The sequence below is a fragment of the Methylorubrum aminovorans genome, from assembly GCF_022179725.1.
Taxonomy (GTDB): domain Bacteria; phylum Pseudomonadota; class Alphaproteobacteria; order Rhizobiales; family Beijerinckiaceae; genus Methylobacterium; species Methylobacterium aminovorans.
In genome coordinates, this window is the sequence record NZ_BPRC01000001.1 from 102289 (window position 1) to 129122 (window position 26834).

General features: G+C 69.3%; 25 protein-coding genes. 16 read left to right on the forward strand and 9 right to left on the reverse strand.

Going from position 1 to position 26834, the window contains the following annotated elements; all coding sequences use genetic code 11:
* Window positions 1–42 precede the first annotated feature (42 nt).
* Both MFF24_RS00485 and MFF24_RS00490 read left to right on the forward strand, forming a co-directional pair.
* Window positions 43–270 carry a hypothetical protein gene (locus MFF24_RS00485; protein WP_238221597.1) on the forward strand — a complete coding sequence of 76 codons (228 nt, stop codon included), beginning with the start codon at window positions 43–45 and terminating at the stop codon, window positions 268–270.
* 36 nt (window positions 271–306) lie between these two features.
* Entirely contained in the window at window positions 307–2301 is a 1995-nt protein-coding gene (locus MFF24_RS00490; RefSeq protein ID WP_238221599.1) for a polyamine aminopropyltransferase, read from the forward strand.
* 1 nt (window position 2302) lies between these two features.
* Here the strand turns inward: MFF24_RS00490 and thrS are convergent, their stop codons facing one another.
* From thrS to MFF24_RS00510, 4 genes are all read right to left on the reverse strand, one after another.
* A complete protein-coding gene (gene thrS / locus MFF24_RS00495; protein WP_238221600.1) occupies window positions 2303–4330 on the reverse strand; it encodes a threonine--tRNA ligase in 2028 nt (675 codons plus the stop codon).
* Between the two features lie 319 nt (window positions 4331–4649).
* Window positions 4650–5444 (reverse strand): hypothetical protein, encoded by a 795-nt coding sequence (locus tag MFF24_RS00500; RefSeq protein ID WP_238221601.1) that lies wholly within the window; start codon window positions 5442–5444, stop codon window positions 4650–4652.
* Window positions 5441–6358, reverse strand: a complete 918-nt coding sequence (locus MFF24_RS00505) for an ROK family protein (RefSeq protein ID WP_238221602.1) — start codon at window positions 6356–6358, stop codon at window positions 5441–5443. The genes MFF24_RS00500 and MFF24_RS00505 overlap by 4 nt, the downstream gene beginning before the upstream one ends.
* Window positions 6359–6365: 7 nt before the next feature.
* Window positions 6366–7766, reverse strand: a complete 1401-nt coding sequence (locus MFF24_RS00510; protein ID WP_238221603.1) for a dicarboxylate/amino acid:cation symporter — start codon at window positions 7764–7766, stop codon at window positions 6366–6368.
* Between the two features lie 513 nt (window positions 7767–8279).
* Here MFF24_RS00510 and ileS point away from each other — a divergent pair.
* The 9 genes from ileS (at window position 8280) to MFF24_RS00555 (ending at window position 19474) form a co-directional block, all read left to right on the forward strand.
* Window positions 8280–11261, forward strand: coding sequence for an isoleucine--tRNA ligase (gene ileS, locus MFF24_RS00515; protein ID WP_238221604.1), 2982 nt, complete (start codon window positions 8280–8282; stop codon window positions 11259–11261).
* Entirely contained in the window at window positions 11258–11773 is a 516-nt protein-coding gene (gene lspA / locus MFF24_RS00520) for a signal peptidase II (protein WP_238221605.1), read from the forward strand. Before ileS ends, lspA begins: the two co-directional genes overlap by 4 nt.
* Before the next feature lie 166 nt (window positions 11774–11939).
* Complete coding sequence (locus MFF24_RS00525; RefSeq protein ID WP_108940227.1) at window positions 11940–12644, forward strand: hypothetical protein; 705 nt, start codon at window positions 11940–11942, stop codon at window positions 12642–12644.
* A gap of 192 nt (window positions 12645–12836) precedes the next feature.
* The gene (locus tag MFF24_RS00530) at window positions 12837–14231 is read left to right on the forward strand and encodes a M16 family metallopeptidase (protein WP_108940228.1); all 1395 of its coding nucleotides are present in this window, start codon (window positions 12837–12839) and stop codon (window positions 14229–14231) included.
* A gap of 72 nt (window positions 14232–14303) precedes the next feature.
* Window positions 14304–15587, forward strand: a complete 1284-nt coding sequence (locus MFF24_RS00535; protein WP_238221613.1) for a M16 family metallopeptidase — start codon at window positions 14304–14306, stop codon at window positions 15585–15587.
* A gap of 183 nt (window positions 15588–15770) precedes the next feature.
* Window positions 15771–16703, forward strand: coding sequence for a ring-cleaving dioxygenase (locus MFF24_RS00540; protein WP_238221615.1), 933 nt, complete (start codon window positions 15771–15773; stop codon window positions 16701–16703).
* A gap of 169 nt (window positions 16704–16872) precedes the next feature.
* Window positions 16873–17646, forward strand: coding sequence for a ferredoxin--NADP reductase (locus MFF24_RS00545; RefSeq protein WP_108940231.1), 774 nt, complete (start codon window positions 16873–16875; stop codon window positions 17644–17646).
* Window positions 17647–17842: 196 nt separating this feature from the next.
* The gene (bioD, locus tag MFF24_RS00550) at window positions 17843–18520 is read left to right on the forward strand and encodes a dethiobiotin synthase (protein WP_238221617.1); all 678 of its coding nucleotides are present in this window, start codon (window positions 17843–17845) and stop codon (window positions 18518–18520) included.
* 81 nt (window positions 18521–18601) lie between these two features.
* A complete protein-coding gene (locus tag MFF24_RS00555) occupies window positions 18602–19474 on the forward strand; it encodes a PASTA domain-containing protein (protein WP_238221619.1) in 873 nt (290 codons plus the stop codon).
* Here MFF24_RS00555 and MFF24_RS00560 read toward each other — a convergent pair whose 3' ends face one another.
* Both MFF24_RS00560 and MFF24_RS00565 read right to left on the reverse strand, forming a co-directional pair.
* Entirely contained in the window at window positions 19475–19819 is a 345-nt protein-coding gene (locus MFF24_RS00560; protein WP_108940234.1) for a photosystem reaction center subunit H, read from the reverse strand.
* Window positions 19820–19855: 36 nt separating this feature from the next.
* A complete protein-coding gene (locus MFF24_RS00565) occupies window positions 19856–20275 on the reverse strand; it encodes a response regulator (protein ID WP_238221621.1) in 420 nt (139 codons plus the stop codon).
* 267 nt (window positions 20276–20542) lie between these two features.
* On the opposite strand from MFF24_RS00565, the gene MFF24_RS00570 reads away from it, so the two are divergent.
* From MFF24_RS00570 to MFF24_RS00590, 5 genes are all read left to right on the forward strand, one after another.
* Window positions 20543–21217, forward strand: a complete 675-nt coding sequence (locus tag MFF24_RS00570; protein WP_238221622.1) for a YoaK family protein — start codon at window positions 20543–20545, stop codon at window positions 21215–21217.
* Between the two features lie 16 nt (window positions 21218–21233).
* Window positions 21234–22241, forward strand: a complete 1008-nt coding sequence (locus tag MFF24_RS00575) for a WD40 repeat domain-containing protein (protein ID WP_238221624.1) — start codon at window positions 21234–21236, stop codon at window positions 22239–22241.
* 9 nt (window positions 22242–22250) lie between these two features.
* Window positions 22251–22511, forward strand: a complete 261-nt coding sequence (locus MFF24_RS00580; RefSeq protein ID WP_133091058.1) for a hypothetical protein — start codon at window positions 22251–22253, stop codon at window positions 22509–22511.
* Window positions 22512–22578: 67 nt separating this feature from the next.
* Entirely contained in the window at window positions 22579–23109 is a 531-nt protein-coding gene (locus MFF24_RS00585) for a DUF2937 family protein (protein ID WP_238221625.1), read from the forward strand.
* Between the two features lie 128 nt (window positions 23110–23237).
* Window positions 23238–24470, forward strand: coding sequence for a peptide ABC transporter permease (locus tag MFF24_RS00590; protein WP_238221627.1), 1233 nt, complete (start codon window positions 23238–23240; stop codon window positions 24468–24470).
* 92 nt (window positions 24471–24562) lie between these two features.
* Here the strand turns inward: MFF24_RS00590 and MFF24_RS00595 are convergent, their stop codons facing one another.
* The 3 genes from MFF24_RS00595 to argB all read right to left on the reverse strand — a co-directional run bounded on the left by MFF24_RS00595 (window position 24563) and on the right by argB (window position 26723).
* Window positions 24563–24994, reverse strand: coding sequence for a metallopeptidase family protein (locus MFF24_RS00595; protein WP_238221629.1), 432 nt, complete (start codon window positions 24992–24994; stop codon window positions 24563–24565).
* A complete protein-coding gene (locus tag MFF24_RS00600; RefSeq protein WP_108940242.1) occupies window positions 24991–25737 on the reverse strand; it encodes a pyrimidine 5'-nucleotidase in 747 nt (248 codons plus the stop codon). Before MFF24_RS00600 ends, MFF24_RS00595 begins: the two co-directional genes overlap by 4 nt.
* Before the next feature lie 89 nt (window positions 25738–25826).
* Window positions 25827–26723, reverse strand: coding sequence for an acetylglutamate kinase (argB, locus tag MFF24_RS00605; RefSeq protein ID WP_108940243.1), 897 nt, complete (start codon window positions 26721–26723; stop codon window positions 25827–25829).
* Window positions 26724–26834: the final 111 nt, after the last annotated feature.

Sequence of the window (26834 nt, forward strand, 5' to 3'; positions counted from 1 at the left end):
ATGGCGTTCGTCGGGACATCTCGGGAGCGGGAGCAGGACGGCTTGTCCCTCCCTCCAGCGGTTCGCATCGCCGGCCGTATCGGTCTCGTCGGCCTGTTTTCCGGAACGCTCGGCCTCGCGGCTGTGCTTCTGTTCAGCCTGCAGCCGATGTTCACCAAGCGTGTCTTGCCGATCCTCGGCGGCTCGCCCGCCGTGTGGTCGGTGGCGATGGTCGTGTTCCAGGCCCTGCTGCTGGCCGGCTACGCCTACGCGCACGCGCTGACACGCTAGCTTCGACCGCAGGCGGCGCTGGCCACGCACATTCTCGTGCTGCTGACCGGCTTCCTCTTCCTGCCGGTCACCGTGGCCGCGGGATTCGGGGCGCCACCGGCCGAGGGCGAGGCGCTCTGGCTCGTCGGCCTGTTCCTCGCCTCGATCGGGCTGCCGTTCTTCGCGCTGTCCGCGAGCGCCCCTCTTCTCCAGGCATGGTTCGCCCGTTCGGGCCATGCGCGCAGTGCCGACCCGTACTTCCTCTACCGCGCCTCGAATGCCGGCTCATTCATCGCGCTCCTGGCCTATCCATTGCTGGTCGAGCCCCTCCTCGGCCTCGACGCACAGGCCCGGCTTTGGTCACTGGGTTACGCTGTTCTGACCTGCGCCGTGCTGGCCTGCGGCTTGCGCCTGAGCAATAGATCGCCCGCTGCCTCGACCGCCGATGGTGGAAGTACCGATTACCCGAGCGCGGGTCGCCGACTAGCCTGGATCGGTCTTTCGGCGGTGCCGTCGGGTCTGCTGGTCGCAACGACCGCCCACATTTCGACGGACGTCGCGGCGATTCCGCTGATCTGGGTCGTTCCGCTCGCGCTCTACCTCGCGAGCTTCATCCTCGCCTTTCGTCCCTCACGCCCGGAGCGCGCTTGGCTGGGCTCGGTGCTCAGTGTGCTGCAGATCGCAGGTACGGCCGTCGCTTTCGGCGCGATGTTCATCGGGCACACGTCGTTTCTGTTCGACCTCGGCGTGACCCTCGGCCTGCTCCTCGTCAACGCCCTGATCGCCCACGGTTCCGTCTATGCCCTGCGGCCCTCCGCGGCCCGGCTCACCGAATTCTACCTCTGCACCTCTCTGGGCGGCGTCATCGGCGGCATCTTCGCCGCGCTTGTGGCGCCGGTCATCTTCTCCGGCGTGCACGAGTATCCGCTTCTTCTCGCCGCCGCCTTGCTATGTCGGCCCGCCATCGTATCCGGCACGTTCCGAGCGGTGGCCGGAGGAGCAGCCCGCACCATCGTGATCGTGGTCTGTGCCGTCCTTGCGGCAATGCTGGCCACCATCGCGGGGGGCCCTTCGTTCGGGAAGGGCACGCTGCTGATCAGTCTTCTGCTCTGCTTCGCGACGACGTGGCGTAGCTCGATCCGGTTTGCGCTGATGGGAAGTGCCGTTGGTGCCGTCGCCGTCCTGTTTCAGCTCACGGCCTCAACTGACGCTGGGCAGTACCGCAGCTTCTTCGGCCTCCACCGTCTCCAAACCACGCCGGACGGACGCTACCGCGTCCTTGCGCACGGCACGACCATTCACGGCGCCATGCGACTGCGCGAGGACGACGGCACGCCGAGCATCGGACGCCCTGTGCCGGCCACCTACTACGCCCCCGGCGGGCCGCTCTCGAATGTGTTCGAGATCAGCCGACGGGTTAACGGAGCGACCCCAGTGGTTTCCGTGGTCGGGCTCGGAGCCGGTAGCCTTGCCTGCTATGCGCGCGCTGGCGAGACGTGGTCGTTCTACGAGATCGACCCGGTGGTGATTCGCTTTGCCCGGGACGCGAAGCTCTTCCGATTTCTGTCCGAATGTGCTCCCGAGGCCCAGACTGTCCAAGGCGATGCGCGTCTAACCCTCGCTGACCGGATCGGACAGGCGCGGATCCTGATTATCGACGCCTTCTCCTCGGATGCGATCCCGGTCCATCTCCTGACCAGCGAGGCGCTTGCCGTGTACCTTGCCCATCTCGACCAACACGGTCTGCTCGCATTTCACATCAGCAACCGTCACTTTGACCTGCGGCAGGTTTTGGCACGGCTGGCGGCTGAGCGGGAATTGACTCTGCTGGCGCGCATGGAATCGTCCCAGGGGAAGGACGTCCAGATCGAGCGGACGAAATCCAGCGTCGTCCTGATGACGCGCGATCCTGCGACGATACGCGAGGCACAGGATCTAGGCTGGAGCGTGGTCGCGCCCGATATGTCCCGTCGGCCCTGGAGCGACGATTACGCCAACGCTCTGGAAGCGATGCGCGACCGTTGGCGCGCACCGCTCCCGGCGACGCCCTGAACTACGGCGCCGGAACCTCGACGTGGCGGCCGTCGAGCACCGCGTCGGTGCTCGGCAGGCTGTCGGCGACGGCGTCCGCGCGGCGGCGATCCGGGGAGGTCGCCTCCTCGATGAAGGCGGCAAGCGCCGCATCAAGCGCCATCGTGGTCGTCTTCTGGCTTCCCATGCGCCGCACCGAGACCGTGCGCTCCTCCGCCTCGCGGCGGCCGAGCGCCAGCAGCACCGGCACCTTGGCCAGCGAGTGCTCGCGGACCTTGTAGTTGATCTTTTCGTTGCGGAGATCCGCCTCGACCCGGAGCCCCGCGCGCTCCAGCACCCGCACCACCTCGCGGGCATAGGCGTCGGCATCGCTGGTGATCGTCGCCACCACCACCTGCACCGGCGCGAGCCAGAGCGGGAAATGCCCCGCAAAATGCTCGATCAGGATGCCGGTGAAGCGCTCCATCGAGCCGCAGATGGCGCGGTGGATCATCACCGGCGGCTTCTTCTGACTGTCGGCGTCGATGTAGCTGGCGTCGAACCGCTCCGGCAGGTTGAAGTCGACCTGCGTCGTGCCGCACTGCCAGTCGCGGCCGATGGCGTCGCGCAGCACGTACTCGAATTTCGGCCCGTAGAAGGCGCCTTCGCCGGGGTTGACCGCGGTCTTGATCCGCCCGGCCGACTGCTCCTCGATCTGCGCCAGCACCTGGGTCATCACCGCTTCGGCGTGGTCCCACAGGGCGTCGGAGCCGACGCGCTTCTCGGGGCGCGTCGAGAGCTTCACCAGGATCTGGTCGAAGCCGAAATCGGCGTAGGTCGAGAGGATCAGGTCGTTGATCTTCAGGCACTCGGCGGCGAGCTGGTCCTCGGTGCAGAAGATGTGCGCGTCGTCCTGGGTGAAGCCGCGCACGCGCATCAGGCCATGCATGGCGCCCGACGGCTCGTAGCGGTGAACCACGCCGAATTCGGCCATGCGCAGCGGCAGGTCGCGGTAGGATTTCAGGCCATGCTTGAAGATCTGCACGTGGCCGGGGCAGTTCATCGGCTTCAAGGCGAACCAGCGCTTGTCCTCGGCCTCCTCGCCGGCGGATTGGGCCGCAAACATGTTCTCGCGGTACCAGCCCCAGTGGCCCGAAGTCTTCCACAGCGACTTGTCGAGGATCTGCGGCGCGTTCACCTCGGCGTAGTCGCCCTTCAGGCGGCGGCGCATATAGGCGATCAGCTCCTGGAAGATCGTCCAGCCCTTGGCGTGCCAGAACACGACGCCCGGCCCCTCCTCCTGGAAGTGGAACAGGTCCATCTCACGTCCGAGCCGCCGGTGATCGCGGCGCTCGGCCTCCTCCAGCCGGTGCAGGTAGGCGTCGAGATCGGCCTGAGAGGCCCAGGCGGTGCCGTAGATGCGCGTCAGCATCGGGTTGTTGGAATCGCCCCGCCAATAGGCGCCTGCGACCTTCATCAGCTTGAAGGCCGCGCCGACCTTGCCCGTCGAGGTCATGTGCGGGCCGCGGCAGAGGTCGAACCATTCGCCCTGGCGGTAGATCTTCAGATCCTCGCCCGGCGGGATCGCATCGACCAGCTCGACCTTGTAGCTCTCGCCTTTGTCGGCGAAGAGCTTCTTCACGTCGTCGCGAGTCCAGACCTCCTTGGTGAAGGGCACGTCACGCGAAATGATTTCGCGCATCTTCGCCTCGATCTTCGGGAAGTCCTCGGGCGTGAAGGGCTCGTCCTTGGCGAAGTCGTAGTAGAAGCCGTTCTCGATCACGGGGCCGATCGTCACCTGCGTGCCGGGCCAGAGCGCCTGCACGGCCTCCGCCAGCACGTGCGCGCAGTCGTGGCGGATCAGTTCGAGCGCGCGCGGGTCGTCGCGCGAGAGGAACTCGATAGCGGCATCCGCTTCGATCGTGTCGTCGAGGTCGCGCACCGTGCCGTCGAGCGCCATGGCGACCGTGCGCTTGGCGAGCGACTTGGCGATGCCCTCCACCACGGTCCGGCCGGTCACCGCGGCGTCGTACGCGCGGGTGTTGCCGTCGGGGAAGGTCAGGATGGGCATGATGGGACCGTGATTTTGCGAAGCGCGCCCCGCGGTGGGGACGGCGGGTTTTCGGAAGGCGGGCGGGTGAAGTCAATGCTGACGTGACGTGCGAGCCGTGCGCCGGCCCTACAGATCGGTCGATGGGACCTTTTCCGATATCCGCGCCGCTCCTCATGTTGAGGTGCCGCGCAGCGGCCTCGAAGCCCATTGCGACATCGGCCCTATCAAACCGATGCCGGCGGATCGACCGTTCCGGGGGCTTCGAGGCCGAGCATTGGCTCGGCACCTCAGCATGAGGAGCGATGAGCCTCCCGAAGACTTAGCTCGGATAGGGGCGTCACAGATCGTCCGGGCCCCAGCCGAGGCGCAGGGCGATCGCTCGGGCCTCGGCGTCGTCGAGGAACAGCACCAGTCCCGCTCCGCCGTCGGCGGCGATCCGGAAGCGGCGCGTCTCGCCCGCCGGCCGGTGCGCGTCGAGCTGTTCGAGCAGGCTCCAGTCGAAGTTCTTGTCGGCTGGAAAGGTGAGGGGCGGGATCGGCGGCTCGGTCTCGAACGCGACGCGGAAGCCGTGACCGTAAGGGCCGAGTCCCGGCACGCGAGAGACGGTCACGCCGCGGTCGGTCCAGACCCCGGCGACCGCGATCAGCCGAGCGAACAGGTCGCGATAGGTGTCCGCGTCGGCGCCGTCGTAGCAGTGATCGACGAAGATTACCGCGTTGGCGAACTCGTCCTCGACCCCGTCCGCCAGGGCGCGATAACTCCACAGGATGTCGATCGAGAGCGCCTCCGGGCTGCGCTCCGTCAGCGACAATGTCTCGTTGTCGTCGCCCAGTGCGAACTCGGGATGTTCCGCCATCACCCGCGCGACCGCGCGCCGGTCCATCCCCTCATAGTGTGGACCGAGTCGGAGCCCGGCTGCGATCAGGCTCTCAAGGGCCACCTCGACGGCGTCGATCTCCGCCTCGCTGCGGTGTTGCGGCGGCTGAGGCGTCGGCTCCCAGAGCGCCACAGGTGGGGTTGGAGCGTCGATCGCCGCCTCGCCGCGCCCCTGCGGCGGCCTCCAGACCACTGTGGGCGGAGCCGGCGCGGGCGGGCGATCCCAGCCGAGCAGGCGGCGAAGCCAGTCGATCATGCCGTCCCCCAGAGCCAGGCCGCGCCGCGTACGCCCGAGGCGTCGCCGTGCCGGCTCGCCCGGACCGGCGTGTCGAAGGTGTCGGTGAAGACATGTGGCGCGATCGCTTCGGGCAAAGCCGCGACGAGGCCCTCGACCCGCGACAGGCCGCCGCCGAGCACAATCACGTCGGGGTCGAGGAGGTTGACCACGTGGGCGATGCCGCGTCCGAGCCGGTCGCGGTGGCGCGCCATCGCCGCAAGGGCGACCGCATCGCCGCCTTCGGCACGCGCGACGATCTCCTCGCCGCTCCGGCTTTCTCCCGTGCGGCGGAAGAAGTCGGCGGAAAGGCCCGGGCCGGAGAGCCAGGTCTCTAGGCAGCCGTGGCGGCCGCAATAGCAGGCGGGGCCGGGGCGTTCGTCGTCGCGTGGCCAGGGGAGGGGATTGTGGCCCCATTCCCCGGCGATGGCGTTGCGGCCGGTCAACGCCTGCCCCTGCAGTGCGATGCCCGAGCCGACGCCGGTGCCGAGGATGATCGCCCAGACGATGGCTTCGCCCGCGCCGGCTCCGTCCACGGCTTCCGAGACGGCGAGGCAGTTGGCGTCGTTCTCGACCCGAACCGGGCGGCCGAGGCGCGCGGCGAGGTCCTCCGCGAAAGGCCGGCCGTTCAGCCAGAGCGAGTTGGCGTTCTTGATCAGGCCCGTAGCGCGGGAGATCGCGCCGGGCATGCCGACGCCGACGCTTGCCCCCGCGGTGCCGGCCTGACGCTCCAGCGCCGCAACGAGGCCGGCGATGGCGTCGAGCGTCCCTTCGTAATTGCCGCGCGGGGTCGGCACGCGAGACTCTGCCCGCGTCGCCCCGTCGGCGTCGAGAACGATCCCGGCGATCTTGGTGCCGCCGAGATCGATTCCGATCCGCAAAGCGTCGGAGCCCAAGGCTGGTCTACTGCGCCGCGACGGCCTTCGGGGTCGTGGGCGAGTGCTCCTCGCCGGGGCCTTCGGGCGCCTCGTCCGAGATCTCGGTGCCGATCGAGAACGGATGCGCCATCACCTCGGCGAGCTTGGTCTTGTCGAGCTCGCCCTCCCACCGGGAGACGACGACGGTGGCGACGCCGTTGCCGATGAGGTTGGTGAGCGCGCGGCACTCCGACATGAACTTGTCGACGCCGAGCACCAGGGTCATCGCCGCCACCGGCACCGGGTTGCCGGGGATGGCGGCCAGCGTCGCGGCCAGCGTGATGAAGCCGGCGCCGGTCACGCCCGAGGCGCCCTTCGAGGTCAGCATGGCGACGAGGAAGATCGTCGCGTACTGCCCGACCGAGAGGTCGGCGCCCACCGCCTGCGCCAGGAACAGGGTGGTGAGCGTCATGTAGATGTTGGTGCCGTCGAGGTTGAACGAGTAGCCCGTCGGGATCACGAGCCCCACGACCGAATCCGAGGCGCCCAGGCGCTTCATCTTGGTCATCATGTGCGGCAGCACGGTCTCGGAGGACGAGGTGCCGAGCACGATCAACAGCTCGTCCTTGATGTAGGCCAGGAACTTGATGATCGAGAAGCCGGCGAACGCCGCGATGCCGCCGAGGACGACGAAGATGAACACCAGCGAGGTGGTGTAGAAGGTGCCGACCAGCCAGGCGAGGTCGATCACCTTGCCGATGCCGTACTGGCCGACCGTGAAGGCCATGGCGCCGAAGGCGCCGATCGGGGCGAGCTTCACCACGAGGCCGATGATGCGGAAGAACACCTGACCCGCCGCGTCGATGCCGCGGGTGATGCCGGCGCCCTTCTCGCCCATGCCGGTGAGCACGACGCCGGTGAGCACCGAGATCAGCAGGACCTGCAGCAGGTCGCCGGTGGCGAAGGCGTCGAAGAAGCTCTTGGGGATGATCGCCAGGATGTGAGCGATCGTGGAATCGGCCGCCGCCTTGCTGGCGTAGCCCTCGACCGCCTTGGCATCGAGCTTCGACACGTCGGCGCCGAAGCCGGCACCCGGCTGGATCACCTCGCCGACGATGATGCCGATGAGGAGTGCCAGGGAGGAGACGACCTCGAAATAGATCAGCGCTTTGAGGCCGACGCGGCCGACCTTCTTGAGGTCGCCGATCGAGGCGATGCCGTGGACGATGGTGCAGAAGATGATCGGCGCGATCAGCATCTTAATCAGGGCGATGAAGGCGTCGCCGAGCCACTTCATCGACTTGCCCCATTCCGGGCTGAGCCAGCCGAGCAGGACGCCGATCACGATGGCGATCAGCACCTGGATGTAGAGCACCCGGTACCAGGGCACGTGGGCGGCCGGCTGCGCGCCGTGGGCGCCCGCATCAGGCGTTGCGGAATGGGCCATGTTTCCTCACCGATACCGTGTCGCGCGGCCTCGCCCGGGCGGCTTTGGGCGGACGCTAGTCTCTTTAATTTCAGTGCTCAATCGCACATCGGTAGTCAGGGCCGCCTTTGTAACTGACGACACCTTGGTCACTCCGGCATCGTCTCGCTGCCGGCCGGAGCCCCTGTTGCGCGCGGCTGATGGCAAGGATGCAGGGGCTGTGCAAGGGGTGGGCGCTCCGATGTCGCAGTCCTGGCGACGGATTAACAGGAACCGAGAAACGTGGGGCCCCGCGCCCGGCCTCCCGTTCCGCGATCGTCCCGGTCCGCGTTTGGGGCGTCTTCTCGGCTCTTCCCCTTGGCCGGAGAGCGCTTTAGAAGCACGGCATGTTCGGCCTCATCTCCCCCGCGACGCGAATTACGGGCCCGGCCTCCGCGTAAGGCGCCGCACTGGCGGCCGCCCCGGATGCCGGGTGAAGCCTTCTGCCTGTTTCCCTGATCGCCGTCCCCCTGCGACGAGAATTCTGCCGAACCCATGAGCGACCAGACCGACGCCGCCCCCGCGGCCGCCCGCGACTATTCGCGGACCCTGTTCCTGCCGAAGACCGACTTCCCGATGCGCGCGGGGCTGCCCACCCGCGAGCCGCTCCTGCTGGAGCGCTGGAAGGAGGTCGGCCTGTACGAGAAGATCCGCGCCGCCGCGAAGGGGCGTCCGCGCTTCGTGCTGCATGACGGGCCGCCCTACGCCAACGGCAACATCCATATCGGCCACGCGCTCAACAAGATCCTCAAGGACGTGGTCGTGCGTTCGCAGGGCGCGCTCGGCCGCGACGCGGATTACGTGCCGGGATGGGACTGCCACGGCCTGCCGATCGAGTGGAAGATCGAGGAGCAGTACCGCGCCAAGGGCAAGAACAAGGACGAGGTGCCGGTGCTGGAATTCCGCCAGCAATGCCGCGCCTTCGCCGCCGAGTGGCTGAACATCCAGCGCGAGGAGTTCAAGCGGCTCGGCGTCACCGGCGATTGGGATCATCCCTACTCGACCATGGCCTACCCGGCCGAGGCGCGCATCGCCGCGGAGCTGATGAAGTTCGCCGCCTCCGGCCAGCTCTACCGCGGCTCGAAGCCGGTGATGTGGTCGGTGGTGGAGAAGACCGCGCTCGCCGAGGCCGAGGTCGAGTACGAGGAGCATGTCAGCGACACGGTGTTCGTGGCGTTCCCGATCCGTGAAGGGGCGCCGGCCGAACTGTCGAACGCCCGCGTCGTGATCTGGACCACCACGCCCTGGACCCTGCCGGCCAACCGCGCCGTCGCCTATTCCAAGCGCGTGGCCTACGGGCTCTACCGCGTCACGCAAGCCGCCGACGACAACTGGGCGAAGGCCGGCGACACCTATCTGCTCGCCGATGCGCTTGCCGAGGGCGTGTTCAAGGCCGCCCGCGTCGAGGCGTTCGAGCGCGTGGCCGACGTGGCGGCGGCGGATCTCGCCGGGCTCACCCTGTCGCATCCGCTGGCACCCTTCGATCCCGGCTACGGCTTCCCGGTGCCGATGCTGGAGGGCGAGCACGTCACCGACGAAGCCGGCACCGGCTTCGTTCACACGGCGCCGAGCCACGGCCGCGAGGATTTCGAGGTCTGGATGGCCAATGGCCGCCGCCTCACGGAAGCCGGCATCGACACCCGCATCCCCTACACCGTCGATGCCGACGGCATGCTGACCAAGGAAGCGCCGGGCTTCACCGGCCGCTTCGTCTTCACCGCCAAGGGCGAGAAGGGCGACGCCAACAAGGCGCTGATCGCCGCGTTGACGGAGGTCGGCGCGCTGGTCGCCCGCGGGGTGCTGCGCCACCAATACCCGCATTCTTGGCGCTCGAAGAAGCCGGTCCTGTTCCGCAACACGCCGCAATGGTTCATCGCCATGGACCGGCCGGTGGACTCCTTGGGCAACCGGACCCTTCGCGAGACCGCTCTTCACGCCATCGAACAGACGCAGTGGGTTCCGCCGCAGGGAAAAAACCGCATCAACGGTATGGTGGCGGGGCGGCCCGACTGGGTGGTCTCGCGCCAGCGCGCCTGGGGCGTGCCGATCACCGTCTTCGTCGAGCGCGAGACCGGAAAGGTGCTGCGCGACGAGGGCGTCAACGCCCGCATTGCCGAAGCCTTTGCGGCGGAAGGCGCGGACGCATGGTTCACGGAGGGCGCCACGGAGCGCTTCCTGGCGCCCGAGCACGATCCGGCGAACTACGAGAAGGTCACTGACGTCCTCGACGTCTGGTTCGATTCCGGCTCGACCCACGCCTTCGTGCTGGACGACGCGCAAGCGTTTCCCGGCCTTGCCGGCATCCGCCGCGCGGTCGATGGCGGACCGGACACGGTGATGTATCTGGAGGGCTCCGACCAGCATCGGGGCTGGTTCCAGTCCTCGCTGCTCGAATCCTGCGGCACGCGCGGCCACGCCCCCTACGACGTGGTGCTCACCCACGGCTTCGTCCTCGACGCCAAGGGCGAGAAGATGTCGAAGTCGCGCGGCAACGTCGTCGCGCCGCAGAACGTCATCAAGGAATCGGGCGCCGACATCCTCCGCTTGTGGGTCGCGGCGGCCGACTATTCCGACGATCTGCGTATCGGGCCGGAGATCGTGAAGACCTTCGCCGAGACCTACCGCAAGCTGCGCAACTCCTTGCGCTGGATGCTCGGCTCGCTCGCCCACCGGGTGCCCGGCGACGACGTGCCCATCTCCGACATGCCGGAGCTGGAGCGCTTCATCCTGCACCGCCTCGCCCAGCTCGACGGCGAGATCCGTGAGGCTTACGCCGCCTTCGACACCAAGCGGATCGTGGCGCTGCTCAACGGCTTCATGACCGGCGACCTCTCGGCCTTCTACTTCGACGTGCGCAAGGACGCGCTCTACTGCGATCCGATCTCCTCGGTGACCCGCCGCGCCGCGTTGCAGGTCATCGACGAGGCGTTCCGCAGGGTCACGATCTGGTTGGCCCCCGTCCTCGCCTTCACGGCGGAGGAGGCATGGCTCGACCGCTACCCGTCGCAGGACGGCTCGGTGCATCTCCAGACCCTGCCGGAGACGCCGGCCGCGTGGCGCGACGAGGCGCTCGCCGCGCGCTGGCAGAAGGTGCGCAAGGTTCGCCGCGTCGTCACCGGCGCGCTCGAGATCGAGCGCGCAGCCAAGCGCATCGGTGCCAGCCTGGAGGCGGCACCGACCGTCTACGTGTCGGACCCCGACCTGCTCGGCGCCCTCGACGGGGTCGATTTCGCCGATGTCTGCATTACCTCGGCGATCACGGTCCGCGCGGGCGAAGGCCCGACGGACGCCTTCCGCCTCGACGAGGTGAAGGGCGTGGCGGTGGTGCCCGAGCGCGCCGCGGGCACCAAATGCGCCCGCTCCTGGCGGGTCACGCCCGAGGTCGGCAGCGATCCCGACTATCCGGATGTGACGCCGCGCGACGCGAAGGCTCTGCGGGAATGGGATGCCGCCCATCCGGAGGCGGGAGTGGCGTGACCCCCTTCCGCTCCGGCCTCGCCGCCTTGCTCGCCACCCTGGTCCTCGATCAGGCCTCCAAGCTCTGGCTCTATTTCGGCACCGATCTCGTGTTGACCCAGCCCTGGCGGCTGGCGCCCTTTGCGGACTTCGTCGTCGTCTGGAACCGAGGCGTGTCCTACGGTCTGTTCCAGCAGGAGGGCGGCCTGGGGCGTTGGCTGCTCGTCGGCATCTCGCTCGCCGCCGCGATCGGCCTGTCGGTGTGGATGGTTCGGGCCGGCTCGCGGCTGCTCGCCGTGGCGCTGGGCCTCATCGTCGGCGGCGCGCTCGGCAACGCCATCGACCGGGCGGCCTACGGCGCCGTGTTCGACTTCGTCCACCTGCATGCGGGGACGTGGTCCTGGTACGTGTTCAACGTGGCGGATGCGGCCATCGTCGCGGGCGTCGTCGGCCTGATCCTCGACAGCCTGCGGCCGGTCGGGCGCAGCCCGCATGCGGATGTGTCGGAGGACCGCACGCATCCCCAAGCCTGACGGGAACTTCATCCCGGCTGCGTCAAGGCGCCATACCTTCGCCCGAAACCCGGCTCACCTCGGTTCGGAAGGTCTCGGTCCGCGACTCACATCGAGTGGCCCGCCGGCTGACTGCCCCGGTTGAAAAGCGGGCGGAGCCGGTTCTTGAAACCTTGGGGAAAATAGCATGAACGGGCGGCGCAGCGTCTCGCGGGCTTTCGGATCGATCCGCCCCTTGGCCTTAAGTGCGACCTTGGGCGCGGCCCTGTTGCCCGGCCTCGCCGCCGGCCCGGCCCGGGCCGAGGGTGAGTTCATGCGCGACACGCTGAGCAATCTCGGCCTGATCGAGCCGGAGCGCCCCGCCATCACCTACCGCGAGCGCGCTCCGCTCGCCATGCCGCCGAAGCTCGGCGGCAAGGAAGACCTGACCGCCGGCCTGCCCGTGCCGCGCACCCGCCAAGCCGACCCGGCCTGGCCGAAGGACCCCGAGCTGGTCCAGCGCGAGCGCGCCGCCGTCGAGGCGAAGAAGCCGATCGTCCGCGGCGCTCAGGGGCGCATGAACGACAACAACGAGACGCTCTCGGTCTACGAGCTGGAGGCCGGCCGGCGCGCCGGCGCCGGCGCCCTGACCGGGCCGGCGAACGCCCCCGGCGAGGGCGATACCCGTACCTCCACTTGGCTCAGCCCGTTCGAGCTTCTCAAGGGGACCCCCGACAAGACCGAACCCTCGCTGGTCGAGCCCGACCGCGACACGCTGACCGATCCGCCCACGGGCTACCGCAAGTCGCCGGTGAAGGTCGCCAAGCCGCAGGGCGGTCCCATCGGCGGTCCGATCAACGACCGCGACGAAGCCGATCCGCGTGCCTATATCAGGGATCAGTCCCGGCGCTGAGCGCAACCTTCCTGATGCGGATCCTTCGCAGCGGAAGGAACCGCGAAGTCGTCAAGCATTCGGACGGACCGTGACCGCGCGGACACGCCGCGCGGTACGGGATTTGCCATCGGCCTACGATCTCGGGACAATGCCGGGATTCTTGAGACGGGAAGCGCGGAGGGCGGAAGAGCCCCCGCAAAGGACAGCAGGATGCACCTCTACCGGAAGGCCATCGCGCCCGTGGGACCGCAGCGAGGCCTGAATCACGCCGGCCGCGTGGATGCTGCCCCGTTCGGGCGCTCCGAGGCCGGCGGCCCGGAGGTCACCGCCTTCGTGCTCGACAACGGGCTCGACGTTGTCGTGGTGCCCGACCACCGGGCGCCGGTGGCGACCCACATGATCTGGTACCGCAACGGTTCGGCCGACGATCCGATCGGCCAGTCCGGTATCGCCCACTTCCTCGAACACCTGATGTTCAAGGGCACCGAGCGGCATCCGGCCGGCGCCTTCTCGCGGGCGGTCTCGTCGCTTGGTGGCCAGGAGAACGCCTTCACCAGCTACGACTACACCGCCTATTTCCAGCGCGTCGCCCGCGACCACCTCTCGACGATGATGTCCTTCGAGGCCGACCGGATGAGCGGTCTCGTCCTCGACGACGCCGTCGTGGCGCCCGAGCGTGACGTGGTGCTGGAAGAGCGGCGGATGCGGGTCGAGACCGATCCCTCGGCCCAGCTTTCTGAGGCGATGTCGGCCTCGCTCTTCGTGCATCACCCCTACGGCATCCCGATCATCGGCTGGATGCACGAGATCGAGGAACTGAACCGCACCCACGCCATCGACTACTACAAGCGCTTCTACACGCCCGAGAACGCGATCCTGGTGGTGGCCGGCGACGTGACGCCCGACGAGGTGCGTCGGCTGGCCGAGGACACCTATGGCCGGGTGACACCGCAGGGCGCGCGTCCGCTTCGGACGCGGCCCCGCGAGCCGGAGCCGCGGGCGATGCGCCGCATCGCGGTGGCCGATCCGAAGGTCGAGCAGCCGACCCTGCAGCGCCTCTATCTCACCCCCTCCTGCATGACCGCCCGTGACGGCGAGGGCCACGCACTGGAACTGCTCGCCGAGGTGATCGGCGGCGGCGCGACCTCGTTCCTCTACCGCAAGCTGGTGCTGGAGATGGGCGTCGCGGTGAATGCCGGCGCCTGGTACATGGGGTCGGCCATCGACGACACGCGGTTTGCCGTCTACGCCGTGCCGGCCGAGGGCGTGAGCCTGGAGGCCCTGGAGGAGCACGTCGATCGCGTGCTGCGCCGCGTCCCCGAGGCGCTCGATCCGGAGGCGATCGAGCGGGCCAAGACCCGGCTCGTGGCCGAGACGGTCTACTCCTCCGACTCGCAATCCTCGCTTGCCCGCATCTACGGCTCGGCGCTCGCCATCGGCGAGACCGTCGAGGAGGTGCGCGCCTGGCCGACCGAGATCGAGGCGGTGACCCGCGACCGGCTCGTGGCGGTGGCCGCCCGCTACCTCGTGCCCGCCCGCTCGGTGACCGGCTACCTCACCAAGGCTCGCGAGACGGACTTGGCGATGGACGTGGCGGTCGCCTGAGCCCGCCCAATTCTTCGCGCCGCCGGAGGGCCGGCGGCGCCGTTTGTGAAAAGACGCTTTAAGGAACTTCCGATGAATCTCGCCGAGACCGGCACGCGCACCGCGACCACGCCGACCCAGGCGCTGCCGCTCGCGGCTGCCCCCGGCATCGAGGCGTGGCACGTCGCCTCGCCGGTGGTGCCGATGATCGCGCTCTCCTTCACCTTCGAGGGCGGTGCGGCGCAGGACGCGGAGGGCAAGGCGGGCACCGCGCAGATGATGGCGCGCCTGCTCGACGAGGGCGCCGGCGATCTCGATTCCGATGCCTTCCAGGAGGCGCTCGCCGCCCGCGCGATCGAGCTGAGCTTCCATACCGGCCCCGATTCCATCGGCGGCTCGCTCAAGACGCTGGTCAAGCACGCCGACGAGGCGATCCGCCTGCTCACCCTCGCGCTCGCCGAGCCGCGCTTCGATCCCGCCGCGATCGAGCGGGTGCGGGCGCAGATGATCGCCGGCCTGCGCTACCAGCAGAACGATCCCGGCGTGTTGGCCTCCCGCCGCTACTTCCGCGAGGCCTTCCCCGGCCACGCCTACGGCCGCCCCTCCGCCGGCACCGTCGAGACCCTGTCGGCGATCACCCGCGACGACCTCGTGGCGCTCCACCGCGCCGTGGTCGGCCGCGGAAGCCTGAAGGTCGCGGCTGTGGGCGCCTTCGACGAGGCGGAGATCACCGGCATGGTCGCCCGCGCCTTCGGCAGCCTGCCCGAGGCCGGCCCGCTCAAGCCCGTGCCGCCGACCGCGATCAACGAACTCGGCCGGCGCATCGTCGTCGATCTCGACGTGCCGCAATCGGTGATCCGCTTCGGCCTGCCGGGCGTGGCGTGGCGCGACCCCGACTTCATCCCGGCCTACGTGCTCAACCACATTCTGGGCGGCGGCGCCTTCACCTCGCGCCTGTTCCAGGAAGTGCGCGAGAAGCGCGGTCTGGCCTACTCGGTCGGCACCTCGCTCACCTCGCACCGGGGCGTGGCCATGACCTGGGGCTACACCGCCACCAAGAACGAGCGCGTGGTCGAGGCCCTCGACGTGATCGGCGAGGAAATCCACCGCCTCATCGCCGATGGCCCCTCCGACGAGGAGCTGCAGAAGGCCAAGGATTACCTCACCGGTTCCTACGCGCTGGGCTTCGACACCTCGACCAAGATCGCCAACCAGCTCGTGCAGATCGCCTTCGAAGGCCTCGGCATGGACTACATCGCCCGCCGCAACGACCTCGTGGCGAGCGTGACCCAGGATGACATCCGCCGGGCCGGGGCGCGCACGCTGGGCGACGGCCGGATGCTGGTGGTCGCGGCCGGGCGGCCGAAGGGGCTGTAAGCGTCTCTCCCCGATTCGGGGTTGAACAAGGCCGGGACGCGGAGACGCGTTGCCGGCCTTTTCCATGCCTGATCTGTGGCCTGCCGTGCCGATGAATGATGACGCGAGGCCGGTGCCTTGGGCTCAGGCCCAAAATCCCTATCTGATGGGCTCGAACCCGCTTCCCGCGCGAGGGCCCAAGCGATGCAGCTCACCGGACTCCACCACGTCACCGCCATCACGGCGCGGGCGGCCGACAACCTCGCCTTCTACACCCGCGTGCTGGGGCTTCGCCTCGTCAAGAAGACCGTCAATCAGGACGACGTCTCGGCCTATCACCTGTTCTACGCCGACGGCCGCGCCTCGCCTGGCACCGACATCACTTTCTTCGATTGGCCGGCACCCGCCGAGCAGCGCGGCACCGACAGCATCTCGCGCACCCTGTTGCGGGTCGGCGGCGCGGCGAGCTTCGACTGGTGGCGCGAGCATTTCGGCCGCCAGGGCGTGAGCCACCATCCGGCGATCGAGCGGGACGGCCGCCTCACCCTCGATTTCGAGGACGGCGAGGGCCAGCGCCTCAGCCTCGTCGATGACGGCGGCACGGGCGAGGCCCATCCCTGGGCGGGCAGCCCCGTGCCGCCCGAGCACCAGATCCGTGGGCTCGGGCCGATCCGTCTCACGGTCTCCCAGCCGGAGCGCACCGAGGCCGTGCTGACGCAGATCCTCGGCTTCCGCCGCGCGAGAACCTTCGAGCTGCCCGAGGGCGAGGTGAGTGTGTTCGAGACCGGCGCGGGCGGTCCGTCCGCGGAGGTGCAACTCCTCAAAGGTTCGGGGACACAGGCCCGCCAGGGTGCCGGCGCCGTCCATCACGTCGCCTTCCGCATCCCGGACGCCGATTACGAGGCTTGGGCCGACCGCCTGAAGCAACGGCGCGTACCCTCCAGCGGCCCCGTCGATCGTTACTACTTCCGCAGCCTGTATTTCCGCGAGCCCAACGGCATCCTGTTCGAGATCGCCACCGACGGGCCGGGCTTCGCCACCGACGAGCCGATGGAGCGTCTCGGCGAAGGTCTCGCCCTGCCGCCCTTCCTCGAACCGCGCCGGGCGGAGATCGAGGCGGAGCTGAAGCCGCTGTAGGACCGACCTGCGTTGCGCTCGGGCCGGGGCAGGCATGCGCCGGCTTCAAGAACAGTTCCAGACAAACCCACATTCCGAGCGCTGTGGCCGCGCTGCGTCTTGACGCGGATGCTGCAACTGCGAGAAGAGCCCGCTTTCGACGCTTCGAGAATCGGGAAACCTGCGGCCGATGAGCAAGTACAACGAGGAGCGCGTCCTCTCCGTCCATCACTGGACCGACACGCTCTTCTCCTTCCGCACGACGCGCGATCCCTCGTTCCGCTTCCGCAACGGCGAGTTCACGATGATCGGCATCGAGGTCGAGGGCCGGCCGCTGCTGCGCGCCTACTCGGTTGTCTCGGCCAATTACGAGGAGGAGCTGGAGTTCTTCTCCATCAAGGTGCCGAACGGCCCGCTCACCTCGAAGCTGCAGCACCTCAAGGTCGGCGATCCGATCATGATCGGCAAGAAGCCGACCGGCACGCTGGTGCTCGACAACCTCCTGCCGGGTAAGCACCTCTACCTGCTCGGCACCGGCACCGGTCTCGCGCCCTTCCTGTCGATCATCAAGGATCCGGAGACCTATGACCGCTTCGAGAAGGTCGTGCTGGTCCATGGCTGCCGCCAGGTGCAGGAACTGGCCTACGGCGAGACCATCACCGAGACGCTGCCGAAGCATGAGTTCCTCGGCGAGATGATCGCCAATCAGCTCATCTACTACCCGACCGTGACGCGCGAGCCGTTCCGCAACCGCGGCCGGATCACCGACCTGATGACCTCGGGCAAGCTGTTCGAGGATATCGGGCTGCCGCCGATGTCGATCGAGAACGACCGCTTCATGTTGTGCGGCAGCCCTGAGATGATCAAGGACACCCGCGAGATGCTGACGGGGCTGGGCTACGAGGAAGGCAACCACGGCGAGGCGGCCCACTACGTGATCGAGAAGGCCTTCGTCGAGAAGTAGGTCCCGCACAGGCGAGCGACCGGCCCGGTCGCTCCACCGCACGGCCTCATCCTGAGATGATGCGCAGCAGCCTCGAGGGAGGCTCCAAGGATCACCCGCGAACCGGATGATCCTTCGCAGCCCGCCGTAGTCGGCACCTCAGAATGAGGATGCGGGTGAGAAGACGCCGTTGTCTCGCCCGAGCGATCCGCACGCCATGCCCCTACCCGCCCTGTTCGTCGTCGGTGCCGGCACCGAAATCGGCAAGACCTATACAACCGCCGCCTTGGTCCGCCGGCTGCGCGGGCAGGGCCGGCAGGTGCGGGCGCTGAAGCCGCTCGCCAGCGGCGTTCCCCCGCTCGACCATCCCGACTTCTCCGCGAGCGACACCGGCCGGCTGCTCGCCGCGCAGGGACTTCCTGTGACGCCCGCGACGGTCGCGGCCTGCTCGCCCTGGCGCTTCGCCGCGCCGCTGGCGCCCGACCTCGCCGCCGCCCGCGAGGGACGCAGCCTTACCCTGTCCGAGCTGGTCGGGTGGTGCGACGCGCGTTTGGCCGAGGCCGCGGACGACGAAACGGTGGTGATCGAGGGTGTGGGCGGTCTGATGAGCCCGATCACCGAGGCCGCGACCGGGCTCGACTGGCTCAAGGCTCAGGCCGTTCCGGCCCTGCTCGTCTCCGGCAGCTATCTCGGTGCGATCAGCCACGCGCTCACTGCCGTCGAGACGCTGCGGGCGCACGGCGTCCCGCTGGTTGGAATCGTGGTCAGCGAGAGCGAGGGCGCACCGACCCCCCCGGAGACGGTGGCCGGGCAGATCGCGCGGCATGCCGGCCTGCCGGTCGTTTGCCTGCCGCGGGGCGGCGCCTTTCCGGACGGGTTCACCGGCCTCGACTGACGGACCGCCGGTTCCGCCTTGCCGGGCGCACCTGCGCCGGTCACCGTGCTTTTGCCGCCGGTCCCGATTCCGAGGGAGTGCATGAACCGTCATACCGCCACCCCTTTTTTGATCGCCGGCCTCCTCGTCGGCGTCTCGGCGATCCCTGCCTATCCGCTGGGGGACACGCCGCGACTCTCAGTGTCGTCATCGGTCGAGGCGGTCACGGTCACGCCGCTCTCGGTGCTGCCGAAGGCGCCGCCCGAGGCCGGCGAGCGTGATCTCTGCTCCCAGTTCGTCGTGACACCGCGCTCGAATGCGGGCCGTCAGGTGGCCGCAGCCGGCTGGGCGGTGACCGGCGAGGCGCGGGCCGGACGGTTTCAGGCGGTCAGCTTCGCGGGCCGCTTCACGCAGGGCACCAGCGGCTCCTGCGAGATCGCCGCCGGCAATGTCGGCCTGTTCGAGGGCGAGGTGCTGCGGGCGGTCGTCTACACCCGCAAGGACGCGGCGCGCTCGATCGGCCGCGTCGTTCCCTTCGGCGCCGACGCGCTGCGCCTGTGGGACGGCGATCTGCTTCCGCAGCCCCTGGCCGATCTGCATGTGGAGGGCGAGAGGGGGCTGAGTATAGTGCCGCTCGCACCCATCGAAGCGTTCTGCGACGGCCGGAGCCTCGTCCCGAACGTCTACGGCCAGACGGTCACCCGCGCGCGGGAGGCGTTGCGGCAGCTCGGATGGAAGCCGATCAAAGGGCCGCCTCCGGAGCATCCGGCTTCCCGAGAGGCGGCGTTGATCGAGCGCGGCGTCATTGAGGTCGAGGCCTGCTCGGGCACCGGCTTCGGCTTCTGCAGCTACGGTTACGAACGCCCGGAGGCGACGCTGTCGCTCGTGACCGTCGGGGATGCCGACGATCCGGCGGTGTCGAGCTACGATGCCCGCTGCCGTCAGGGCGGCGGGACGGACCCGGTGAAACGGTGATTACCGGCCGCGCGGCGCCTTCGGCTCGCGGGATTCCTGGATCTCCTCGGCTTTTTCCTCGTCGGTGTCGCTGCTGCGCTTGATCGTGTCGTCCGGCTTGGCGGCCAGACCCTTCACGATCGTCACGAGGCGCTTGCACTCGTCCGGGAAGCCGTAGGAATCGAGCACGATCGCCGCGTCGCGGAGCGTCCGCAGATCGCGCACGATCTGCGCGTTCTTGGCCTCCTGGAGCTCCTTCTTCGCCGCGATGGCCGGTTCCAGTCCGGTATCCTCGACATCGCATTCGGCTCGGGCTGCCGGCATCGCGGCGAGCATCAGGAAGGCGCAGGCGATCAGGCGACGCATGGTCACGTCTCGTTCCGGTTGGAGAAGGGCGGAGGATCAGCTGCGATGGCGCAGCAGGTCGTTGGTCACGGCCACGAGCTGCGCGGCGCGGTAGGGCTTGGGCATGAACACCGATTCGTTCACCGCCTCGGCGGCGGAGAGCCCCTCGCGGCCGCCGGAGGTGTAGACCACCGGCAGGCGCGGCAGGCTGCGTCGGGCGCGGTGGGCGAGCGCGATGCCGTTCGTGTTGCGGGCCAGATCGATATCGGTGAAGAGCAGGTCCACGTGCTCGCTCGACAGGATCGCCTCCGCCTCGTCCGCGTCGGCCGCCGTCAGCACCCGGTAGCCTTCGTCGAGCAGGGCCTCGGCGGCCAGCTCGCAGACGAAGGATTCGTCCTCGACCACGAGGATCGTGTCGGCATGCGGCGCCAGGGAGAACGGGGGCAGGACGGCAGGGGCGCAAGCGAAGGGGATCATGGCAGCACTCCAACTCACCCGCGCTCGGACAACGGTCGAGCTTGCGGATCGCCGGACCAACGGGGCCGTGAGAGGCCGCGTTCACCGTGATTGCTTCGATTTGCGCGCATTTGGTAACCGATCGGTTAACCTTGACGGCAGGTGGCAAGAACTGCATTCGCCCGCACCGGGCGCGACGATGGGCCTAACGCCTTGTCGGACGAGGCCGAGTTTGTCGCAGGCCGCGTCCTGCCCCGCGAAGAGCGCCTTAACGACCGTGTCCGCCCTGTGACCCGCCCCTGGCAGATCGGCTTCGGCATCGTGCTCACCGCACTCGCCGGCTTTGTGGACGCGCTCGGCTTCATCCGGCTCGGCGGCCTCTACACCTCGCTCATGAGCGGGAACACGACACAGCTCGCTGTCGCGCTCGGCCATGGCCAGCCGCTCGGCGCCGTACTGCCGGCGCTGCTGATCGCCGCCTTCCTCGTCGGCGCGGTCTCCGGCGGGGCCATCGCGGCCCTGTGCCCGCCGCGCTGGATCACGCCGACGGTGCTTGGCCTGGAGGCCGCGGCGCTGAGCGCAGCGGTGGCGCTGGCGGCCGAGCACGCCCATGTCGGGGTCGCCTCGCTGTTCCTGGCGCTCGCCATGGGCGGACAGAATGCGGTGCTCGCCCATGTCCAGGGCTTTCGCGCCGGAACCACCTTCGTCACGGGCGCGCTGTTCGCATTCGGGCAGAAGGCGGCGCTCGCGCTGGCCGGACGGGGACCGCGGCTGGGCTGGGTCGGCGATGGCTCGGTCTGGCTCTCGCTCCTCGTCGGGGCGATTGCCGGGACCTTCGCCCATATGCATCTCGGGATCGCGGCCCTGGCGATTCCCGCCATCATCACGGCCGGCCTATGCCTCGCCGCGAGCCTGTTCACCCTGGTCACCCGGCAGGCGCCGGTGACGCTGACCAAGATCTGAAGGAAGGCCCTCCGGCATGAGCGTCTCCGCTCCCTCCCTCACCGACCATGTCGCCGACATCGCCGCCGGCGCGCACGTCACCGCGGCCCGCTGGCTCAAGGGCACGCTCGCCCTGGCGCTCGCCGACGGCGGCGTGCTGCTGGCCCGCGACGGCGCCACCGAAACCGTTCCCGCCCACCCGGACAGCGGCATCCTCGTCGCGGCCGGCGACGGCACCCGGCTGGTGAGCGGGGGGGACGACGGCCGCGTGGTCGCCACCGACGCGGACGGCCGGTCGACCGAACTGGCGCGCGCCAAGAACGGCGGCTGGATCGACGCGCTGGCGCTCCACGGCGACGGCTCGGTCGCCTTCGCCTCGGGCCGCACGGTCGTCGCCCGCGACGCCAAGGGCCGGGAGAAGACCTTCACGGCGCCCACCACCGCGCGCGGCCTCGCCTTCGCGCCGAAGGGCTACCGGTTGGCGGTGGCGCACTACAACGGCGTCAGCCTCTGGTACCCCAACCTCGAGACGCCGCCGGAATTCATCGAGTGGAAGGGCTCGCATCTCGACGTGACGTGGTCGCCCGATGGCCGCTTCGTCGTCTCGACCATGCAGGAGAACGCGCTGCACGGCTGGCGCCTCCAGCCCGATCGCGGCCACATGCGGATGTCGGGCTATCCGGCCAAGGTACGCTCGCTCTCCTGGTCGGCGGACGGCAAGTGGCTCGCCACCAGCGGCGCCGAGGCCGCCATCGTCTGGCCGTTCGACTCGAAGGAGGGCCCCACCGGCAAGGCGCCGCGAGAATGCGGCGTGCGGCCGGCACGGGTCTCGCAGGTCGCGTTCCACCCAAAGGCGCCGGTCCTGGCGATCGGCTACGAGGATGGCTGCGTGCTGCTGGTGCGCTTCTCCGACGCCTCGGAACTGCTGGTGCGCCCGGCGGTGCGGGGCAGCGCGGTCTCGGCGCTCGCTTGGGACGCCAACGGCGCCCGCCTCGCCTTCGGCTGCGCAGACGGCCGGGCCGGCCTGCTCACCCTGCCGGCCTGACGCCGCGTCGTGGCGCTGTTCGGACGCCGGCCAAAGCCCGACGCCGCCGCCCGGCGGCGGGTCGAGGCATGGCTGCGGAAGGCAGGCGGCTACGGCCTGGACACGGCGATCAGCGTGAGCGAGATCGTCTGCACCGACCCGTCCTGCCCCGGCACCGAGACGGTGGTCCTACTGTTCCCGCCCGGTGAGAAGACGCGGGCGATCAAGATCGCCGGGGCGCTCGACGCCTTGAGCGAGGCGGATGTGGCGGCGGCTCTCGGGCAAGATTGAATCGCGACCCTCCCCGGGCGGGCGGGTCGCCCTACAACCCGGCAGGCACCGCCGAAGGAAGACCTTGATGTTCCGTGTCGTGCGAACGCTCGGCCTCGCCTTCGGGCTGCTCGCCGCGGTCATCGCCGCGCAGGCTCCGGAATTCGCCCAGCAATACACCCAGCGTCTTGGCGGGGCGCTGGACGAGCTGCGCCGCTCCATCGCCTCGCTCGATGCCGACGCCAGGGCCACGGGCCGCAGCCGCGACGAGGCGTTGGCGCTGCTGCGCACCAACCCGGACGCCTTCATCGCCCGCCGCGGCGAGTCGGCTCGAGCCGATGTCGAGCGGCTGAAGCGGCTGGAGGCGCAGAAGCTCGCGCTCGACACCGCCGCGAGCCCGCTCGGACGCCTCACCGTGATGGCGCGCGACCCCGACATGGACATCGCGCGGGCCGCCTATCGCGACTACCAGCCGGCAGTACCGACGACGGCGGACGGCCTCGTCGCCGGCCTGCTCGGCTTCCTCGCCGCCTGGGGCGGCTGGCGCGTCACCAGCGATGTCGGCCGCCACCTCGCCCGCCGTCGCCGGCGCGCGCGGCCGCAAACCACGCCAGTTTGACGCAAAATCTCGACTGATGCGCGGGGGGAGGTGTTGCAGCGCCTCTACAGCCCGGCCCACCCGCCTGCACTAGGTGTAGGCACGCGCCCGCACTCCGCAGGGGCGCCGGATCCGGTTCTCCCTCGATCATGCCGCGTCCCCCGAACACGACGGTCGATCCCGCCCTCGACGCGGCGGCCCTTCTGCGCCGCATCGGCTTCTTCGGCCTGTTCGTGGTGCTGCCGGTGGCCGCGCAAGTCTCGCGCCGCGCCACCGTGGTGTTGGCGCCCATCGCCGTCGTGTTGCTGATCACCGCGAGCGCCATCGACCAGCATCAGCGCGCCGTCGGTCCGGCCCTGAAGCGGCTGCTGACCGCACCCTCCTTCCTGGCCGGCATGCTGGTGGTGTTCTGGTCGGCGCTGTCGCTGGTCTGGACCCCATTTCCGGGACCGGCGAGCGAGCGGCTGGCCAACCTCGTCGCCACCGTGGTGATGACGCTGCTCGCCTATCTCGCGCTGCCCGACCGGATGCGCTCGGCCAACCTCTACCTGCTGCCGCTCGGCGTCGGCGCCGCCGCCATCGTCGCGATCCTGATCAATCTCGTCGGCGACGCGATGCTCAAGGACAACCCGGACGGCGACAGTGCCCTGGAGCGCGGCGCGGTGCTGCTGGCGTTGCTCGCATGGCCCGCCGTGGCCTGGCTGCGCTCGCGCCGCCGCGACCTGGGCTCTCTCGTCGTGGTCGTGCTCGTCGCGGGCGCGCTGCTGCTGGCGCCCGGCCTGACCGCGCTGTTCGCGCTGGCGGTCGGGGCGCTCGCCTTCGCGCTGACCCATTGGCGCCTGTCGCTCGGCGTGCGGGTCACGGCGCTGGTCGCCGCGAGCCTGCTCGTGGTGGCGCCGCTGCTGCCGTTCCTCGCCCGGCCCATCGGCATCGCCCTGTTCGGCCCCGTGGCGCCGGGTGTGCTGGCGCTCAAGGCGTGGCAGAAGGTCGTCACCCTGGAGCCGGTGCGGCTGGTGACCGGCCACGGTCTCGAGACGGCCCTGCGCGGCAAGCTCTTCGGCATCCTGCCGATCAATGCGCCGACGACGATGCTGTTCGAGTTCTGGTACGAACTCGGCATCGTCGGCGCCTTCGCCGCGGCGTTCGCCCTCTACAGCGCCATCCACCGCGCCGGCCGCGATGCCACGGTGCTGGCGCCCTGCGCCATGGCGGCCTTCGCCACGGCGTTTGCCATCGGCTGCGTCGGTGTCGGCCTCACCACGATTTGGTGGCTCACGACGCTCGCCCTGGTGATCCTCACCTTCGTAGCGATCGAGCGCGGGCAGTTCCGCTCCCGCCGGCCGAAGGTCGGGCTGATCCCGCGCCTGCCCGCGCGGGGCTGAGGACCGGCCGCGTCCTCACTGCCCGTTCGAGACGTCTGGCGTCCTCGCCCCGCGAGGACGGTGGGAGCGGAGGCACGCGGACCGAGACGGAATCAGCTCTCGATTGCGTCCGCTGCGGCCTCGATCCCGGCCATATCGTCGTCCGAGAGGCCGAAATGGTGGCCGATCTCGTGGACGAGGACGTGGGTGACGAGATGGCCCAGCGTCTCGTCGTGCTCGGCCCAGTAGTCGAGCAGCGGCCGGCGGTAGAGCCAGACGGCGTTGGGCATCTGCCCCGTGGCGACCTCGCCCGCCTGCGCCAGCCCCACGCCGCGGAACAGGCCGAGCAGGCCGAACTCCGATTCGCAGCCCATCTCGGTCAGCGTCTCGTCGTCGGGAAAGTCATCGACGTGGATGCGCACGCCCGCGCAGAGTGCGCGGAATTCCTCCGGCAGGGCGGCGAAGGCGGCGTCGGCCAGGGCCTCGATCTCGGCAAGACTCGGCGCCTTGGCCTCGGCCCAGCGGCCCGGATCACCCCCGCTCACGGTGCGGAGGGCTCCGGCGGAACGACGGGCAACACGCAGCGCTCCAGAAAGGCGGCCAAGTCGCTGGTGATGTGGTCGATATGCGGCTCCTTCACCGCCTCCTGCTCGAACCGCTCGCGGAACGGGTCGGGTGTCTGCGGCACCACGAGCACGGTCGCCATGCCGAGATCGTGCGGCACCACGAGGTTGCGGGCGATGTCCTCGAACAGGGCCGAGCGGCGGGGATCGACCCCGTGGCGCAGGAGGAAGCGCTCGTAGGTGCCGCGGTCGGGCTTCGGCACGAAGTCGGCCGCCGCGATGTCGAAGACGTCCTCGAAATGGCTGAGGATGCCGAGCTTGTCCGCGACGCGCTCCGCGTGGCGGCGCGAGCCGTTGGTGAGGATCAGCTTGCGCCCCGGGAGATGCTCGATCGCCGTGCCGAGGGACTCGTCGAGCTTGATCGTCGAGTGGTCGATGTCGTGGGCGAAGTCGAGGAAGTCGTGCGGATCGACCGCTTCCTCCACCATCAGCGCCTTCAGGGTGGTACCGTAGTGGTGGTAGAAATGCTTCTGCAGGGCGCGGGCCGAGATCGCGTCGAGTCCGTAGAGCCGCATCACGTAGAGCGTGATCCGCTCGTCCACCTGCGGCCAGACCCGCGCGTCGCTCGGGTAGAGCGTGTTGTCGAGGTCGAACACCCAGGTATCGACTTCGGAGAAGCCGCGGGCGTCGGGGGTGGTGAAGTGGCTCTCGCCGGGAAGAAGCAAGGGGAAGGTGACGCTTGATCAGGAGAAACGGGACGAGGGTGCCCCGTCCCGTAATGTAGGCGTTTGCGCCTCTCAGGGAAGCGCTGCCGTCAGGTGCGCCGGATCAGGGTGCCCGCACCGAAATCGGTGAACAGCTCCAGCAGCGCCGCGTGCGCCACCTTGCCGTTGAGGATGACCACCGCCTCGACACCCTGTTCGAGGGCGTAGATGCAGGTCTCGACCTTCGGGATCATGCCGCCCGTGATGGTGCCGTCGGCGATCAGGCGCCGGCAATCTTCCACCGAGAGCTCCTGAATCAGGTTCTTGTCCTTGTCGAGCACGCCGGGCACGTCGGTGAGCAGCAGCAGGCGCTTGGCCCGCAGCGCACCGGCGATGGCGCCGGCGAAGGTGTCGGCGTTGACGTTGTAGGTCTTGCCGTCCTCGCCGTAGGCCACGGGCGCGAGCACCGGGATCAGCTCGGCCTTCAGCACCGCGTCGAGCACGCCGCGCTCGACATGCTCGGGCTCGCCGACGAGGCCGAGATCGATCGCCTGCTCGATGTTGCTGTCGGGGTCCTTGATCGTGCGCATCGCCCGCTTGGCGCGGACCATGTTGCCGTCCTTGCCGCACAGGCCGATCGCCCGGCCGCCCTCGGCGGCGATCCAGCCGACGATCTGTTTGTTGATCGAGCCGGCCAGCACCATCTCGACCACCTCGACGGTGGCCTCGTCGGTGACGCGAAGCCCGCCGCGGAACTCCGATTCGATGCCGAGCCGAGCCAGCATCTTACCGATCTGCGGTCCGCCGCCGTGCACGACGATCGGCTTCAGCCCGGATTGCTCCAAGAGCACGATGTCCTCGGCGAAGTCCTCCGCCGCCGCCGGGTCGCCCATGGCGTGGCCGCCATACTTGATGACCACGATTTCCTGATCGTAGCGCTGCATGTGCGGCAGCGCCTGGGTCAGGATCTCGGCGCGCACATGCACGTTCGGCAGTGGATCGGTCATCGGGACGTCCTGGCTCTCTCACTCGAGTCACGGGCGGATTCGGCGGGGTTCTAGCGCAGGCTTTGTGCAGAGCGAAGACACCACGAAGACATTGCCGGTTCGCGATCCCGC

What these genes read in the sequence shown, in the direction of transcription:
- thrS (WP_238221600.1), bottom strand. Translation starts at nt 4,330, where the DNA reads ATGCCCATCCTGACCTTCCCCGACGGCAACACCCGCGCGTACGACGCC.
- MFF24_RS00500 (WP_238221601.1), bottom strand. Translation starts at nt 5,444, where the DNA reads ATGATCGACTGGCTTCGCCGCCTGCTCGGCTGGGATCGCCCGCCCGCG.
- MFF24_RS00510 (WP_238221603.1), bottom strand. Translation starts at nt 7,766, where the DNA reads ATGGCCCATTCCGCAACGCCTGATGCGGGCGCCCACGGCGCGCAGCCG.
- ileS (WP_238221604.1), top strand. Translation starts at nt 8,280, where the DNA reads ATGAGCGACCAGACCGACGCCGCCCCCGCGGCCGCCCGCGACTATTCG.
- MFF24_RS00525 (WP_108940227.1), top strand. Translation starts at nt 11,940, where the DNA reads ATGAACGGGCGGCGCAGCGTCTCGCGGGCTTTCGGATCGATCCGCCCC.
- MFF24_RS00530 (WP_108940228.1), top strand. Translation starts at nt 12,837, where the DNA reads ATGCACCTCTACCGGAAGGCCATCGCGCCCGTGGGACCGCAGCGAGGC.
- MFF24_RS00535 (WP_238221613.1), top strand. Translation starts at nt 14,304, where the DNA reads ATGAATCTCGCCGAGACCGGCACGCGCACCGCGACCACGCCGACCCAG.
- MFF24_RS00540 (WP_238221615.1), top strand. Translation starts at nt 15,771, where the DNA reads ATGCAGCTCACCGGACTCCACCACGTCACCGCCATCACGGCGCGGGCG.
- MFF24_RS00545 (WP_108940231.1), top strand. Translation starts at nt 16,873, where the DNA reads ATGAGCAAGTACAACGAGGAGCGCGTCCTCTCCGTCCATCACTGGACC.
- bioD (WP_238221617.1), top strand. Translation starts at nt 17,843, where the DNA reads ATGCCCCTACCCGCCCTGTTCGTCGTCGGTGCCGGCACCGAAATCGGC.
- MFF24_RS00555 (WP_238221619.1), top strand. Translation starts at nt 18,602, where the DNA reads ATGAACCGTCATACCGCCACCCCTTTTTTGATCGCCGGCCTCCTCGTC.
- MFF24_RS00560 (WP_108940234.1), bottom strand. Translation starts at nt 19,819, where the DNA reads ATGCGTCGCCTGATCGCCTGCGCCTTCCTGATGCTCGCCGCGATGCCG.
- MFF24_RS00565 (WP_238221621.1), bottom strand. Translation starts at nt 20,275, where the DNA reads ATGATCCCCTTCGCTTGCGCCCCTGCCGTCCTGCCCCCGTTCTCCCTG.
- MFF24_RS00575 (WP_238221624.1), top strand. Translation starts at nt 21,234, where the DNA reads ATGAGCGTCTCCGCTCCCTCCCTCACCGACCATGTCGCCGACATCGCC.
- MFF24_RS00585 (WP_238221625.1), top strand. Translation starts at nt 22,579, where the DNA reads ATGTTCCGTGTCGTGCGAACGCTCGGCCTCGCCTTCGGGCTGCTCGCC.
- MFF24_RS00590 (WP_238221627.1), top strand. Translation starts at nt 23,238, where the DNA reads ATGCCGCGTCCCCCGAACACGACGGTCGATCCCGCCCTCGACGCGGCG.
- argB (WP_108940243.1), bottom strand. Translation starts at nt 26,723, where the DNA reads ATGACCGATCCACTGCCGAACGTGCATGTGCGCGCCGAGATCCTGACC.